Source organism: Legionella cardiaca (genome assembly GCF_029026145.1).
GTDB classification, from domain to species: domain Bacteria; phylum Pseudomonadota; class Gammaproteobacteria; order Legionellales; family Legionellaceae; genus Tatlockia; species Tatlockia cardiaca.
The window spans coordinates 2,938,830-2,954,765 of the sequence record NZ_CP119078.1 but is presented as its reverse complement, the minus strand read 5'-3'; the positions used below and the strand labels follow the sequence as shown (position 1 = coordinate 2,954,765).

Genomic DNA, 15,936 nt, shown 5'->3' with positions numbered 1-15,936 from the left:
TGTGCTGAGGCAAGTAAATGTTAATATTTCCTAATATAGATCCTGTTGCTTTCTCGATAGGGCCCGTACAGGTACATTGGTATGGTCTAATGTATTTATTTGGTTTTATTAGTGCTTGGGCTTTAGCTCATTGGCGAGTAAAACATTACCATTTAAATTGGACTTCCGAACAAATAGGCGATTTGATTTTTTATGCTGCCTTGGGTGTGATTATTGGCGGCAGGCTTGGCTATATGCTTTTCTATAATACAGAGCAATTATTTACCAAGCCTTGGATATTATTCAAAGTATGGGAAGGTGGTATGTCCTTCCACGGCGGGTTATTGGGAGTTGCTATTGCCTTGTTGTTATTTGCATATAAAGCAAAAAAACCGTTTCTGGAAGTTGGTGATTTCATTGCGCCTTTGGTTCCTTTAGGGCTTGCAGCAGGGCGCGCAGGAAATTTTATTAATGGTGAGTTATGGGGGCGAGTGACTGATGTGCCTTGGGCGATGGTATTTCCTAATTCAGACGGTGAACCACGTCACCCATCACAATTATATGAATTAGGATTAGAAGGTATTCTTTTATTCGTTGTTGTCTGGTGGTATGCGTCCAAGCCACGTCCTGCAGGTTGCGTATCGGCAGTTTTTTTAACGGGTTATGCCATTTGCCGTTTAATTGCTGAGTGTTTTCGTCAACCTGATGTGCAACTCGGATTTATTGCCTTTGATTGGCTGACTATGGGACAATTATTATCTATTCCAATGCTGATAGCTGGTATATGGTTATGGTGGGCTAAACGATGAAAGCATATTTAAAACTTTTAGAACATATTCTTGAACAAGGCGTTGAAAAAACAGATAGAACAGGTACGGGAACGCGTTCAGTTTTTGGTTATCAAATGCGATTTAAGTTGGATGAAGGCTTTCCTTTAGTAACAACAAAAAAACTGCACACACGTAGTATTATTCATGAATTATTATGGTTTCTGCGTGGTGATACAAACATTGCCTATCTTAATGAAAATGGTGTCACAATTTGGGATGAGTGGGCTGATAGTAATGGTGATTTAGGACCTGTTTATGGACGTCAATGGCGTTCCTGGCCAACCGCTGACGGCAGAACAATTGATCAGCTTTCTGAGATATTGGAACAAATTAAAACGAATCCCGACTCGCGCCGGTTACTCGTCAGCGCCTGGAATGTTGGGGAGCTTGATAAAATGGCATTAATGCCTTGTCATGCTTTATTTCAGTTTTATGTTGCTGACAAACGCCTTTCTTGCCAACTATACCAACGCTCTGCAGATGTTTTTTTAGGCGTTCCCTTTAATATTGCTTCTTATGCCCTATTGACCCATATGGTGGCGCAGCAATGTAATTTGAATGTTGGCGATTTCATTTGGACTGGTGGGGATTGTCACTTATATTCAAATCATATAGTGCAGGCTAAAACCCAGTTAGAACGCAGCCCCTTACCTTTACCGCAGTTAAAAATTAAGCGTAAACCTGCCTCATTGTTTGCTTATGAGTTTGCCGATTTTGAATTTCTTAATTACCAGTCACATCCGTCAATCAAGGCACCTATTGCTGTTTAATACAGTATTAACAATGAATATTAGTTGAGGGAAGCATGAAAATTTTAAAAAATCCTGGTCTCTGGATTGGCTCAATGCTGTTATCTTTTTCAGCGGTTACTATTGTAGAAGCGGCTAATGCCCAATCTGAATCTGATGCAGCACGAATTTTCATGCTAGAAAAAGCATTAGCACCGAAAACTCCTGGTGATGTTGCATCTAAATTTGCTCAAGCAAATAAAGATCGTAACGGGGCTGTGCAATTTATGTTGTTTTCTGATCAATTAAAAAAACAATATAAGGAGAATTGGCCTTCCTGGGTATCGGGAACTTCAAGTCCGTGGATCACCTCCTATACCATTAAAAAAATGACCCAGAGTAAAAATTCTGCCAAATTTGTAATTATTTATCAATGGGCTACGTCTTCTGGTCCATTTGAACCACCATTAACTCAAGCGATAGTTGTAGAGCCTGTCCCTACAACCGTTAATTCTTCACAGCAGTGGTGGATAACTCAATTAAGTGAGCGTTAATCAACAGCACTTCTTCTAATTGTAGATAGCCTAAAGGGAATTTAAGTTTAGGGAAGACAAGAAATTGAGGGAAAAAAAATTACATCTATTAGGGGAACAGCTTCTCAAGGCAGGATGCAATGCGGTTAATAAAATTGCGCAGCCATTATTTGAATCATTTGATTTAACGTTTTTTTCCTACAAATTATCGATTGATGATCAATTTATATTTTTAACAAATAATTATGATTGGCTTAAAAATTGTATTGATAAAAATTATGTGGACTATCTTTCTTCATTTCAACCGGAGCACGATACTATTCTTTGGGATGCAATAAATAAAGATAGTCAAGTGATGGTTGTCTATGAGGATGCGCGCCTTAATTATAATATCGATCACGGTTTTACCATAATTAAAAGCTCTGAAACAATGGAAGAGCATTTCAACTTTGCAACCACAAGAAATAATTATCAAATCAATGATTTTTACTTACATCATCAAGATATACTTGAGCGTTTTATTCTTTATTTTAAAGACAAGGCAAAAAAAATTATTGAGGTTGCTTTAAACCATGCTATTAACTTAAAGGACTTAGGCTTAATTAGGAATTCATTAGCGAAAGAAGAATTTTACAGGGAGATTGATTATTTTATAGAAAATACTCAAATTAAAACGATTCAAATTCCAGTTAATCAAACAAACATTGATATTAATTATACTCTTGCCCATACGGCTTATTATTATCTACAGGGATTAAGCTATAAAAAAATTGCCCGCGCTATGTATGTTTCTGTTAAAACAGTGGAAGCACGAATGGCAAAATTAAGAAAAGTGACAGAAACAAAAAGTAAAGCTGATTTAATCCATTTATTACAAAATCCAGAAATAAAAAATATCCTTGATTTAGCTTTATTTGATAAAACAAGGCATAAACGCATCAAGCGTGGCTGGATACGACGACTTTTTTAGTCAAGGTAGACGTCGTTATTCTAAATTTTTTTACAGACCCTATTTATTTTGGAATAGGGATTTTCACCTAAAATCCCTACCTATTCGCCTGAATTGCCATCCCACTTAAAGCCATTGTTATCCTGAGAATGTGTCTTACATATAGTCACGACCAGGAGATTATCATGAATAAATTTGCTGAATTTTGTTTTGCTAATTGGAAAGAGGCATATCAATTCAAACAAAGTGCGAATTTAAAACTTAAAATGTGCCTACAAGAATCCAATGCATCACAATCTAATCGAAATGATAGTTCGACTAAAATTGCTGAATCGCTCAATAGGCTTGATAAATTATTTGTAGCCTATGAAGAATCTGAGAAAGCAGATAGAGAATATTCTGCAGCAACGGAGCAACTCGCCAAATTAAGTACCAAAAGTCTTTGTGAAATGTCAGTTTCTTTAAAAGAAAACGATCCAATGCACGAGGAATTTTGCACACCATTTTCATCAAGAATAAAGAGAGGTTCGCCTAGTGCACAAGCTAGTTTCCATGTCCGAAGGAACGAGGCTGCAAGATTAAAATTTGAGTATGAACAATTAACAGGAATGTATCAGGTTCAATGCAATAAGAAAGTAAACAAAACAAATGAATTGCAAAATTTAAATAGCGATCCCGAAAGAAGTAGACAACTGAGAGAGTATAAAAACGCGCAACAAGAATACGAAAATCTTTTATCAGAAAAGAAAAGATTTGAAAAAAAGATTCGTGAGCTTAAAGCGCGACAGGAAAAAGATAAAGACCAAATAGCAGTAGCTGATACCACTACTTCAACTAATGAAATGACAAAAAAATCCAATGAACAGATAACAACATTTGAAAATAAAATTACAAGATTAAATCCACAAATTCTAAACGCAGAGAAAAAGGCAATCCAACTTAAAAATCAAATTAAACCTTTAGCAGATAATAGTAATAAGAAACAAGCGATTAATCTTGAAATAGAAGAAATTAATGAGAATATAGAAGCACTAAAGTTTAATAGAGAGGAAATTGCAGCAAATATTTATAGCTTAATGAAATGGTCACCTGAACCAATTTCATATGGGAAAAAGGCTGTCATTAATTCAGATAAAAACTTATTAGATGCGGAGTTTAAACAGAAAAAAATAGATCCTTCTACGTTTGATTTGGCAAGAGACATTCAAAGCAAAATAAAAGATTCTAAAAAATCTGATTCCTTCAAGATTGATAAAAAAGAGTATTTACTTCCTTGTTCATTTTATTCAATCAAAGGCAAGTTATATGCTTCTTCAGAAGAATTTTATTTCGGAAAGGGTGGTGGAGGAAAAGTAAAGATACTACAGGCAGAGGATGGTAAAAATGTCGCTTTAAAAAGAATAGAAGCAACGGGCTCCCATCCAGATACTGTCCCTGAGTTAGAGAAGATATCAAAACGAGAAGTTACGGCCCTTCAAGCACTTAATAAATTACAGGGTACATTCTTCTCTAAGAGTGCAATTGACTTAAAAACAGTCAATGAACCTCCTTCAATCTATGTGGGAAGTAATATGAGAATCCAACATCGACAAGGGAAAATGGCAGAACAAAGAGAATATATTGCAATGGATGTGGAAGAGGGCATTTCTTTACAGCAATTTTTGCAGCAACATGGAAACGCTTTAACTCTTAAGCAAAAAATCTCTTTGGCCATACAGTGCGTTCAACAATTAGAACAATTGCATCAACGAGGTATCATTCATGGCGATGTTAAACCAGAAAATTTTCAAATAAGTCAGAATAAAATTAAAATAATTGACTTTGGGACAGCCACTTTTGTTGGTTCGCAACATTCTGCTGACTATTATGAAGATATCAAGTTTTTACATAGCGCCTGCACAGAAGCTTATGCGCCTAATACTAAGGAAGCAGACTATTCATTTGACATTTACTGCTTAGGAAAAACTTTTTCACTAGCTCCACCAGGTGGGTTTGGACTAAATTTAGGAGCTTGTCAGATCTCAGAGATGTTAACTACTACAGGAATGACACTTAATACAGTGAAACAGAAATTAGAAGGTTTACTACTGGAAAAAGAAAGCACTCATTCGTATAAAAAGGGACTTCAAAATATTAAAACTGACGATGACACTGACATTGATGATTTTGATGTTCCAAGACTAATGGGTTGCGGTAGTTAATTGAATACGACAGCTTGTGGTGAAAATCTTATGGACCCGCCCCAACCTATTTTGATTGGGGCATTTATTATAGGTTATCAAACTCAGATATTTCTACACTTGCTTCATGATTAGGAAAGCCAGATTATTTTCCTTCATAAGCTTTCTTGAGGGCTGCGATATCAAATTTTTTCATCGGCAAAAACGCTTGTGTCACGCGATCAATTTGATCAGGGGAGCCATTTTTCATCATTTCTTCCATAATTACAGGAACAATTTGCCATGAAAGGCCGTATTTGTCCTTAAGCCAGCCACACTGCTCCGCTTCAGGTACGAAGGAGAGTTTCTCCCAGTAGTAATTTATTTCCTCCTGCGATTCACAGTTCACCATGAATGAGATAGCTTCATTGAAAGCAAAATGATGCATTTGAGCGCTATCCATCGCAGCGAACCATTGTCCTGAAAGCATAAAGTCCGCAAACATGAGGGTTCCTTCTTTATCTGGAGCTTGCTTGGCCCCGTAGCGGGCAATAAAGCCTTGTTTGGAATTTTTGAATATGGAGGTATAGAAATTAATCGCCTCTTCAGCTTTGCCGCAAACGTCGCCAACAAACAGAAGTGACGGCATGATGAATGGTTTTTCCTCACCAGTGGGATTTGTGAGAATGAGTTGCCATGAAAGACCGTATTTGTCTTGTATCCAGCCATAGTGTTTACTGAACGGATATTCCTGCAGTGGCATAAGCACTGTGCCTTTGTGGCTCAACTTGCCCCACAGCATGTCGAGTTGTTCTCTCGCATTTTTTTTCTGTGATGGATCGAAATTCACAATAAACGAAATGGAGGGATTGAATTTAAAAAAAGGTCCCGCGCTAATCGCCATAAACGATTTATTGCCTAGTTCAAAAGAAACAATGTCACAATCTCCTGAAGGTGTATCGTGGATTGTTGTGAGATTCGTAATTTTCGAGTCAGGAAATAAAGAAGTATAAAATTCTGCAGCTTCCTTTGCTTCTTTATCGAACCATAGATGTGGTGTGATTTTTTGCATGTATAATCTTCCTGTTAACGGGTTAATTTTCAAGAATTTATTCTTCAGCTTGAGTGCTTTTATTACTTACGTTGAATAATTCCTGCAACTAACAGAGATTGCGCCAGGTAATAACTAAAAATAACAAGAATGTTGGCGATATTGCTGTTCTCCTGAAAAACAAATTGGGTCATCGCAAAAATAAAATCAGACAACAAAAATAAGCAAGCACCGCTAATTATAAATAGAGGATGCTGGAGAACTTGAAAGGAGCAAAAGACCATTAAGGTGAGAAAGCCTAAGTAAATGGTTACTGGAATTGCCATCTCTCCAAAGTAGGGAAGCATGTATGAATAACTTAAAATAATGAACAGGAATACCGGTAGAAAGTAAAACAAGCGTTTTGTTTGAAATTGTGCGTCTTTAAGATAAAGAGTGATATATGCACCATGGGCCAGCATAAATGAAATGATCCCACCCATGAGTGCTTTATCACCAGGTAAGGTGAGAATAATATCTCCTATAAGCGACAATACTAAGGCAAAAATCAATAAAATCTTTATTTGTGGGCGTGCAGAAGATTGTAAGCTAATAATAAGTAATAAAAAAATAGGAATTGGTTTTATTACACTCGAAAATGGATAATGAATAAAAGATAAAAGCCCAAGATAACATGCTGCACTTAAAATGAAGAGAGTGATAGATAATTTTGGTAACTTTCCTGTCATCGCTAATTCCTTTGTTATTAAATTTTCGCTATATGTTTACTTTGATTCAGCAACAGAGAATAGGGGGTTTTCTCTCCCAAACTTGGTAATTTGTTAAACTTGTGGTTTAATATTGCCCTTACTGCGTTATTTTGGATCGAAGTATGAAAAAAGTGATTATTCTCCTTATTGCGGCAATGTTTCTTTCCGTAGGCTATGCCAGCAAGCTTAGTAAATTTTTGAATAAGATGGAAGCGGAAGATAAAGCACGTCAGGAACAAGAATGGCAGCAAGACATGGATTTTAAAGATTTTGCATTTCGCCTGGATAAGCGCTATGTCGATGATCGTGGTCAAAAATGTCGTGATTATATTTTTAGAGCTCGCTCTAACCCATACCGTCATGGTTATTACACAGTTTGTGATGAGCGTTAAACGGAATTCATGTTGTATATAAGAAATAAGCGAGGATTACGCGCTTATTTCTTATAAGCTACCACCGTTGGAAACATTTTTCCTTTGTCATAAAAAAATTCAATTTCGGTGAAACCGACTGTCGCTAATTGATTGCGAGTCTGTTCTGTGGATCGATAGCATTGAAATTTGGCATTGAGAACATCAACAAAAACCATTTTTTGTAGTAATAGATCCTGAGGGACAATAACAGACATATCCCATTCGCAATGCGCAGTTAAGTTAGGGGGCGGCGTTAAGAAACTCGTCACCAATTTCCCTTGTGGCTTTAACGCATTATAAAAACCTTGAAATAAAGCGATAACCCGTTCATCACTTGGTTCATAGATGGTTAAACCATTGCTCGAAATCAAGTCAAATTCATCATGAATATTTAAATGCCAAGCATCAGCATGATGAAGCTTCAACTTATCAGTAAGTTGTTTTTTTTCTGCTAAATGGCGAGCGTCGTTTAAAGTTTCCAAATCGTAGTCAATGCCCACAAGACTAATATCTGTGTAAGATGTTAGATCGAGGTAAAGTAGTTCACTCATCATCCCACACGGAATACACGCCAGTTTTGCCCCATTCCGCGCCGCTTTTTGATTTTCTCGTAAGAATATTTCAAAACGTTCTTGCGTTCCTAACATGGTGGGGGCTTTATCGAGGATAAAACGCTCTAATGCGGAGAAGGGTTTGCCACGATTGTTTTTACCTGTCATTCGCCCGTGCAAAGGATGGGTGACCATATAATGGGTCCAATAACCATTAATGCCACGATTTTGTAATAGAAAACGACCAAAATCAAACTCTTGTAACTGAGCAAGAATAGTCAATTGCTGCTTAAGAATGTCGTGAGGTTTTTCCTCTTGTTGCAATCTGGTACTAATTTTCTGCACGCAGACTTCTAGTGGTTCTTTGATATCTTCATGCGAAATGAGTTGCTCTTCAGTAAACTGAGTCATGAATAAGTCTCGCAATAGCAATGTCCCCTATTGTGTGGCAAACAATTTACGAATAACGTCAGGAATAGGAACTGATTTGTTTTCTATATAATTAACCCAAACAATTTTACTCGTTCCTTGAGTCATTAAAATATCATTTTGATAGATTTCATGATCCATCATAATGCTGGAATTACCAAGACTATGAACGCTGCTAACCAGGCTAAGCATAGCGGGATAAATAATTGGTTTTAAAAAGGTGCAAGCCACATGGATAACGACCGGGCCAATCGGTTGATTCATATCTAAATGAAGGCTTTCTAACCATTCAATGCGTGATTGCTGAAAATAGTCAAAATAACGACCATTATTGACATGACCCAAGGCATCCATATCGCCCCATTCAATGGCAAAAATTCGTTTATGAACGGCTATTTTTTGTTCAGTCATGATAAATCCATCGGATCAACGTCCACATTCCAGCGAACCAGGGTGTTTAGTTTGTTTATTGTTAACCACTCCCTAAGTTGCGTCAATCTTATTTGTAGCATTTTACGAGAAGGGGATTTAAGTAGTAATTGCATTCGATGTTGATTGGCTTTACGAGCAAGTGGTGCAGGCGCTGGTCCTAACGTAGTGAGACCATTTATCAATAATTGTTCTTTTAATACATGAAGAAAATGCAGAACTTTCGATGGTGATTTATCTTGCGCACGGATTAATGCTAAAAAATGAAAAGGTGGAAATTCAGTTTGTTGTCTTAAATTTAATAAGGCTTGTGCAAAGGGATCATAGCCTTGTTGGATAAGCAAATTCAGTAGAGGATTATGGGGTAAATGTGTTTGAATAATGACTTGGCCTGCATTTTCGGCGCGTCCAGCACGGCCGGAAACTTGCGTTAGTAATTGCCCCAAGCGTTCAAGTGCACGGAAATCCTGATTATAAAAACCTGCGTCGGCATCGAGGATAACAACTAACGTTAATTTTGGGAAATGATGTCCTTTGGCTAACATCTGGGTACCAATAATTAATTGTGCTTCTCCTCGCTGAATAGTTTCCAAATGATTGACGAGTGCATTTTTTTTCTGCACCTCGTCGCGATCAATGCGTAATAATTTTGTATTAGGAAAACACTGTCCTAAATATTCATGGATACGCTGAGTTCCGGCGCCAATGGGTAACAATTCTTTATTCTGACAAGCTTTGCAATACGGAGGTATCTTTTCAATGCGACCACAGTGGTGACAAATGAGACGACCTGATTGGCGATGCAAGGTAAGATGACAATCACATGTAGCGCAATCGGCCATCCAACCACACTGGTGGCAGAGTAGCACAGGAGCAAAGCCGCGACGGTTAATAAACACCATCACTTGATTGTTTTGTTGGAGATGCTTGGCAATAATCGCCAGTGTTTGCGCCGCTAAACCATGTTGTAATGCGGCATTACGAATATCAATAATTTGATAATGCAGAGGGGAAGTGCTTAAGGCTCTACGGCTAAGTCGTAAAAGCGTGTATTTATTTTGGCTGCAGTTATGCAGGCTTTCAAGACTTGGGGTGGCAGAACCTAAAATAATAGGAATCCCACTTGCGTGCGCCCGCATCAAAGCGGTATCGCGAGCAGAATAACGCACACCCTCCATTTGTTTGAGTGAACTGTCATGTTCTTCATCAATCACAATTAAACCAAGTGCTGGCATTGGTGTGAATATCGCTGTACGCGTTCCAATCACCAGCTTCACTATATTATCTTTGGCAAGTTGCCAGGCCACCTGTCGCTCTGTTTCATTTAAATTGGAATGAATGACAACCATCGGTTCAACAAACCGTTCTGTAAAGCGAGCCAGGAGTTGTGGTGTTAATCCAATCTCAGGAACAAGTACCAGCACTTGTTTATTCTGTGCTAAAACCTGGGCAATAACTTGCAGGTAAACTTCTGTTTTACCACTCCCAGTAACACCCTCTAACAAAAAGCAGTGGTAATTATGCAAATGCTTATAAATAGTGTCTACGGCAATTTTTTGTTCGTCATTTAAGGTGAGAGGGAGGGTAACGGTATTATTACTTTGATAAGGCAAAATAATTTCTTGCGTTAACTTAAGAATTTTGAGCGCTAAGAGATTAGCTAATTGAGTTTGGGTAAATCCTTCCTGCAACAGTAATTTTTTGCTAACGGCTTGCTTTTTTTGCTGAAGAAAATCGATAAGCGCACGTTGCTTGTGAGCTCTTGCCCCAATTAATTGATAGGCTTCTTCCACAGGTAGAGCGAGTTGCAGATAATCACCCAGCGGCAATTGGCATGGTTTTCCCAAACGATAGGCTTTAGGTAAGGCCAAGGGAATAACTTCCGATAAAGGTGTTTGATAATAATTGGCGACCCATTGACATAAAGCCAGCATGGAGGTAGTTAATATCGGCTCCTCATCAATGAAGGAAATAACCGATTTAAGTTCCCCGTGTTGAGGCTGGGTTTGTTTAGCGATGACAAAACCTAAACGCGTTTGTTTACGAAAAGGGACCCATACCCTTGCGCCAATACTCGGGATATGGGAAGAAATTTGATAGTCAAAAAAGTCGCGGTAAGTATGAGGAATGCATATTTTATAGACTGTATCCATAACACTCCCGTGGCTAAAGAAGTTGCAAAGTCATTGTTGGCGTTGCCACTCATGACTTGCAGATTGCCCAGGGGCTGAAAAAACTTTTACCACTACTTTTTCAATGCGATGTCTGTCAAGCTCAGCGGTATCTTTAATTAGTTCCTGGACAAACCAGCGCGATAACTCTTCGACGGTTATGTTAGTTAGAGGCATGAGTGTGACGTCTTCCTTTAAAAAAGGCATCTTTTTATTATTGAAAGTAAAATAATAGTACTCATCGTCTTCGGCAAATTGCAGAAAAGGAGAAAATTGTGGCATTAAAAAGGTTTGATTTAAAAAGCGACATAATTTGTGAATACGCTCTTTATAATAGCGATAGTCGAAGGTCATGCCGTTTTCTTCAACCCAGGTTGTTAACGCTAAATACACGCCATACATATGACCATGCAACGGTTCACGCTTAGTGGCAGAAAAAATGGTTGTATGACCTGCGGAAAATTTCATGGATTCTTTTTGCAGTTCTACTGTCGTTAAATATTTCTTCATCATAAACTCGCTCGTTTATCCTGCAATTGAAAACCAAGTAATGGTAATTCTATATTTTTACTAAGGGCGATGACCTTGAATAATTCGCCCATCTCGCTAGGCTGTAGCAATTGTTTGGCTGCCTGCTGGGATTTAATGCGAAACGATTCGTTATTAATTTCAGCTAATAAGCTTAACAAACCATTCGCAAGCAAAAAAGAGGCTTGATTAGTATAACCTGCCACATGCAAACCCGCATTATGTCCGGCTTCTGCAACATGAGTAAAATCAACATGCGCTGTGATATCCTGTTCGCCAAGGTGAGTGAAAGGATTGGTATGCGCATGATGGCGATAATGACACATGAGTGTGCCTGTATTCCTGTCAGGATGATAATATTCATGTCTCGGGAAACCATAATCAATAAAGAACATGACTCCTTGCTCAAGCATGGTTGCGCATTGTTTAATCCAATCATCAATAAATAAATTAACTTCTGATTGATAAGGAAAAAAATCTTTGGGCAAAACCTGCTGCACGTGTTTTATCAAGCGTTGATTGGTGCAGGGTTTAAATGTTTCTGCTAACTCATTGTTAATATTAATAGTGACATAACTTTCCAACAACGCGTTCTCTGTTTGCAGGAAGCGATGAACAGGCATGGCGTCAAGCACTTCATTGGCAATAATAATTCCTTTAAATGCTTTTTGTGGCCACTGTGAAAGCCAATGAATGCGCGTCGCTAAATGAGGAATTTTTTCCTGAATTAATGCTTGTTGGCGTTGTTTTAAATTACCACTAACTTCCAGAATATAATAAGCATGTGGTAGTGTTTGCAACTGCTCTAAATGCGTTAAGATATCTACACATAATCGGCCCGAGCCCGCACCAAATTCAAAGACGATAGGTTCATCTAAAACACCCAGTACCTGTTGGCATTGATTGGCCAGTGTTTGGCCAAATAACGGCGTTAATTCCGGGGCTGTAATAAAATCGCCATGGGGCCCAAATTTTTGCAATCCGGCACTATAATAGCCAAATTGCGGGGTATATAAAGCATGTTGCATAAAATCAACAAAAGGAATATCGCCTCGTTGTTGAATCTGCTCACGTATTAGAGAGAATAGGTCCATAGCTAAAAATAGTAAAAATGGGGAACATACCTTGAATCAAGCCAACAAACAAGCCGCAAAAGTGGCTTTAGTCACAGGATCTGCAAGACGAATTGGCGCTGCTATTGTTAATAAATTGCATCAAGCTAATTTTAAAGTAGTTATTCATTGTCATCAATCCTTAACCGAAGCGGAAGTGCTTGCCACAACGCTCAATAAACAACGTCCCGACAGTGCCTATGTGGTGTGCAGTAATTTAAATAGTATAAAAGCAGTCGAAGAAATTTTGACGAAGACTCTGAATTGGGCAAAGCGTTTAGATGTGTTGGTCAATAATGCTTCCGTTTTTAACCGCACGGATTTAACAATTGTCGATGAGCAAGAATGGAACAATTTGTTCGATATAAACGTAAAATTTCCTTTCTTTTTAAGCCTTGCCGCGCGTTCACAATTGGCAAAAAATCATGGTGCCATTATTAATATCACTGATATTCATGGAAGGATGCCACTTAAAGGATATGCTGTTTATTCTCAAACGAAGGCTGCCCTTGCTATGCAAACCAAAGCCTTGGCGAGAGAGTTTGCACCGGAGGTACGTGTTAATGCTATTGCCCCTGGAGCCATTGCCTGGCCAGAGCATGACAATGTTCTAAATATAGAAACACAACAAAAAATTATTGCAAAAACCCCGTTGAAACGTCATGGCTCTCCAGAGTTCGTTGCTCAAGCTCTGCTCGGGTTAGTTGAAAATCCATTTATTACTGGGCAAATTTTGAACGTTGATGGTGGGCGCAGTATCATGTCCTAAGAGCAGTGTTGATAAATCTTTATCAAATAGTTAACGTCATTCAGCCTCAATAGTTTTACGGTCTATACACACATTTATCCACAGATTTTGTGGATAAATAAAGAGGGTAAGAAAAAGAAAAAAATAGCTCTAACCTTATGTATATAAGGATTCATTCGACTTAATGGAGCAAGAAGGAAACATGGGAATAGTAAGTTTGAAAAACTTATCCACAGAACGGATTGGATTAAAGAATCCTACTGGGTTTGTCATAATAGCTAAATAAATTTTAAAAAAATAGTCTTGACAGGTGAGTTTTTAGAGTTTTTCAAACCTTTACCAATTGTTTTAAAGAAGCTTTTGCTTTTTGCCAAAGCAGAAAAGTTCGCTTAAAAAAGTTATGGTATCGAGAACTTATTTTAATCAGGAGAAATACATGTGGAGTAAGGATTTGTTTATTGATATCCCTGCGCGAGACAATGCACCGGAAACTAGATTACATATACGAATAGTTTGTGAAAATGAGGACAATCTCGACAAGTTACCTTATGTTTTTATGCTTCCAGGCGGTCCGGGCGCCAATCATTCTCACTACAAGGATTATGAATGTCTAGCTACAACAGGCAATATTGTATTTATTGATCCTAGAGGATGTGGATTAAGCGATAAAAAAGAACCCTCATCATACACAATGCAAAATTACATTCAGGATGTGGATGAAATTCGTAAATCACTCGATCTGGAAAAAATAGTTTTATTGGGTAAGTCTTATGGGGCAATGTGTGCATTAGGATATACCCTTTCCTATCCACAATATGTTTCCAGTCTTGTCCTGGCTGCAGGTTCTCCAAGCTATAAAAACATTGAGACAGCCCGCCTGAATGTTAAAAAAAGAGGCACCTTGGAGCAACAACAAGCCTGTGAACAATTATGGGACGGAAGTTTTAAAAATGTTGAAGAGGTAAATAAATTTTTTGATGTCATGGATACTATGTATTCCTGGAGAAAAAGACATAATCTGTCTGTAGAACGACCCGGCGCGGAATATCCTTTTGCTTATGAACCTTTAAACCAAGGATTTGGGGGATTTTTAAGAACCTTTAATTATGAAGATCGCTTGCATAAAGTAAGATGCAAAACACTCATTCTTGTGGGCGAAGAAGACTGGATTACAGATAAAAAACATTCCGAATTCATGGCGAGCAAGATACCGGATAATCAATTAATCGTGTTTCCTCATGCAGATCATTCCATGGAGTCTGATGTCCCGGAAGCATTTTTTTCAAGCATCCGAGACTTTGTGAAAAGCCAGTATGAAAAAAGGAATCCTCATCACTTTTTTAAAGAAAGTGAGGATACTGGAAGGGGAAAGCCTAATTTAATTGCTGATGGAATTAAAATTACTTTTAATTAGGTTAATCTGAATAAGTAATTTTTCACTTAATAAATTGTACCCAATAGATTTTCTGAGATCCGATTATTGAGTAATCAGATCTCATTCAATGACAGAATTAAGTGTTTTAAGTGATGATACTAACTTTTATAACGAATCATTGACTCTATGAAAAGAAGCATTCAAGCTCAACAACTCATCGGGCTTTTAAAAGTTTATTATGGAATTGATGCTCGTGCAGCACAGCTCCTCTCGGGTGGCGCTGATATGAATGCATTTGCCTATAAAATAGATGCACAATCTAAGTCTTATTTCGTAAAGTTAAAATACGGCGATTATAATGAAATTAACTTCTCAATTATCCGTCTTTTATATGATTCTGGAATAAAAGAAGTTATTTTTCCTATCCACACACTCGAAGCAAAATTATTTCAGCAATTGGATCATTTTAAATTAGTTGTGTATCCATTTATTCATGCACCCGATGGCTTTACTCAAAATTTAACAGAGAAACAATGGAAACTATTTGGAAAAATACTAAGAAAAATTCATGAAACATCCCTTCCCACCTCGATTCAACAACAATTAAGAATAGAGATGTATACAACCAAATGGCGTGAAATAGTCAGGTCTTTTTATAGTAAAATTGGATTTGATAGTTCAGATGATAAAATTACTGCGGATTTCAAGACTTTTTTTAAGAAAAATAGCAACTCAATTCGGCAACTTGTTGACTCTGCAGAAGAATTATCAAAAAAAATTCAACCAGATTTAGATCACTATGTGCTATGTCATTCTGATATACATGCGGGCAATGTGCTGGTCGTTAATGAGGATTCTATTTATATCATTGATTGGGATGAACCCATGTTAGCACCGAAGGAACGTGATTTAATGTTTATTGGCGGTGGCGTGGGTAATGTATGGAATAAGCCCCGTGAAGTTCCCTATTTTTATGAAGGTTACGGCAAGGCAATCGTCGATAAAACAATTTTAGCTTATTATAGACATGAGCGAATTGTCGAAGATATAGCCATGTATGGACAAGACTTGCTTTTACATGATCAAAACGATCAATCCAGACTTGAAAGTTTTAAACATTTTAAAGCGATGTTTGAACCAAACAACGTTGTTGAAATTGCTTTCGCTACAAATCAGTGAATATAGGAATAATCTATAATAAA

General features: G+C 37.6%; 16 protein-coding genes. 9 read left to right on the top strand and 7 right to left on the bottom strand.

Translation table 11 applies throughout. The features are described from left to right. The first annotated feature begins 17 nt into the window (after positions 1-17). The 5 genes from lgt (at position 18) to PXX05_RS12860 (ending at position 5,220) form a co-directional block, all read left to right on the top strand. Positions 18-788, top strand: a complete 771-nt coding sequence (gene lgt / locus PXX05_RS12880) for a prolipoprotein diacylglyceryl transferase (protein WP_275088596.1) — start codon at positions 18-20, stop codon at positions 786-788. After that, positions 785-1,579 (top strand): thymidylate synthase, encoded by a 795-nt coding sequence (gene thyA / locus PXX05_RS12875; RefSeq protein ID WP_275088595.1) that lies wholly within the window; start codon positions 785-787, stop codon positions 1,577-1,579. Before lgt ends, thyA begins: the two co-directional genes overlap by 4 nt. A 35-nt stretch (positions 1,580-1,614) precedes the next feature. Beyond that, positions 1,615-2,091: a hypothetical protein gene (locus PXX05_RS12870; protein WP_275088594.1), complete on the top strand. Its 477-nt coding sequence runs from the start codon at positions 1,615-1,617 to the stop codon at positions 2,089-2,091. A 64-nt stretch (positions 2,092-2,155) separates the two neighbouring features. Next, the gene (locus tag PXX05_RS12865; RefSeq protein ID WP_275088593.1) at positions 2,156-3,040 is read left to right on the top strand and encodes a helix-turn-helix transcriptional regulator; all 885 of its coding nucleotides are present in this window, start codon (positions 2,156-2,158) and stop codon (positions 3,038-3,040) included. 164 nt (positions 3,041-3,204) lie between these two features. After that, positions 3,205-5,220 carry a protein kinase domain-containing protein gene (locus tag PXX05_RS12860; RefSeq protein WP_275088592.1) on the top strand — a complete coding sequence of 672 codons (2,016 nt, stop codon included), beginning with the start codon at positions 3,205-3,207 and terminating at the stop codon, positions 5,218-5,220. 124 nt (positions 5,221-5,344) lie between these two features. On the opposite strand, the gene PXX05_RS12855 is transcribed toward PXX05_RS12860, so the two are convergent. Next, complete coding sequence (locus PXX05_RS12855; protein WP_275088591.1) at positions 5,345-6,250, bottom strand: VOC family protein; 906 nt, start codon at positions 6,248-6,250, stop codon at positions 5,345-5,347. A 62-nt stretch (positions 6,251-6,312) separates the two neighbouring features. Continuing rightward, positions 6,313-6,957 carry a lysoplasmalogenase gene (locus tag PXX05_RS12850; protein WP_275088590.1) on the bottom strand — a complete coding sequence of 215 codons (645 nt, stop codon included), beginning with the start codon at positions 6,955-6,957 and terminating at the stop codon, positions 6,313-6,315. 143 nt (positions 6,958-7,100) lie between these two features. On the opposite strand from PXX05_RS12850, the gene PXX05_RS12845 reads away from it, so the two are divergent. Further along, positions 7,101-7,370 carry a hypothetical protein gene (locus tag PXX05_RS12845; RefSeq protein WP_275088589.1) on the top strand — a complete coding sequence of 90 codons (270 nt, stop codon included), beginning with the start codon at positions 7,101-7,103 and terminating at the stop codon, positions 7,368-7,370. A 44-nt stretch (positions 7,371-7,414) separates the two neighbouring features. Here the strand turns inward: PXX05_RS12845 and PXX05_RS12840 are convergent, their stop codons facing one another. From PXX05_RS12840 to PXX05_RS12820, 5 genes are read right to left on the bottom strand one after another with little or no spacing between them, the layout of a single operon-like run. Next, a complete protein-coding gene (locus PXX05_RS12840) occupies positions 7,415-8,353 on the bottom strand; it encodes an SAM-dependent methyltransferase (protein ID WP_275088588.1) in 939 nt (312 codons plus the stop codon). A 27-nt stretch (positions 8,354-8,380) separates the two neighbouring features. Beyond that, complete coding sequence (locus PXX05_RS12835) at positions 8,381-8,782, bottom strand: acyl-CoA thioesterase (protein ID WP_275088587.1); 402 nt, start codon at positions 8,780-8,782, stop codon at positions 8,381-8,383. Then, positions 8,779-10,953, bottom strand: a complete 2,175-nt coding sequence (locus tag PXX05_RS12830) for a primosomal protein N' (RefSeq protein WP_275088586.1) — start codon at positions 10,951-10,953, stop codon at positions 8,779-8,781. The genes PXX05_RS12835 and PXX05_RS12830 overlap by 4 nt, the downstream gene beginning before the upstream one ends. A gap of 30 nt (positions 10,954-10,983) precedes the next feature. Further along, positions 10,984-11,481, bottom strand: a complete 498-nt coding sequence (locus PXX05_RS12825; RefSeq protein ID WP_275090519.1) for a 6-pyruvoyl trahydropterin synthase family protein — start codon at positions 11,479-11,481, stop codon at positions 10,984-10,986. Further along, complete coding sequence (locus tag PXX05_RS12820) at positions 11,481-12,593, bottom strand: class I SAM-dependent methyltransferase (protein ID WP_275088585.1); 1,113 nt, start codon at positions 12,591-12,593, stop codon at positions 11,481-11,483. The genes PXX05_RS12825 and PXX05_RS12820 overlap by 1 nt, the downstream gene beginning before the upstream one ends. 31 nt (positions 12,594-12,624) lie before the next feature. Between PXX05_RS12820 and PXX05_RS12815 the strand changes: the two genes are divergently transcribed. The 3 genes from PXX05_RS12815 (at position 12,625) to PXX05_RS12805 (ending at position 15,913) form a co-directional block, all read left to right on the top strand. Continuing rightward, positions 12,625-13,380, top strand: a complete 756-nt coding sequence (locus PXX05_RS12815; protein WP_275088584.1) for a pteridine reductase — start codon at positions 12,625-12,627, stop codon at positions 13,378-13,380. A gap of 415 nt (positions 13,381-13,795) precedes the next feature. Next, entirely contained in the window at positions 13,796-14,773 is a 978-nt protein-coding gene (locus PXX05_RS12810) for an alpha/beta fold hydrolase (RefSeq protein WP_275088583.1), read from the top strand. Positions 14,774-14,920: 147 nt separating this feature from the next. Beyond that, a complete protein-coding gene (locus PXX05_RS12805; RefSeq protein WP_275088582.1) occupies positions 14,921-15,913 on the top strand; it encodes a phosphotransferase in 993 nt (330 codons plus the stop codon). Positions 15,914-15,936 lie beyond the last annotated feature (23 nt).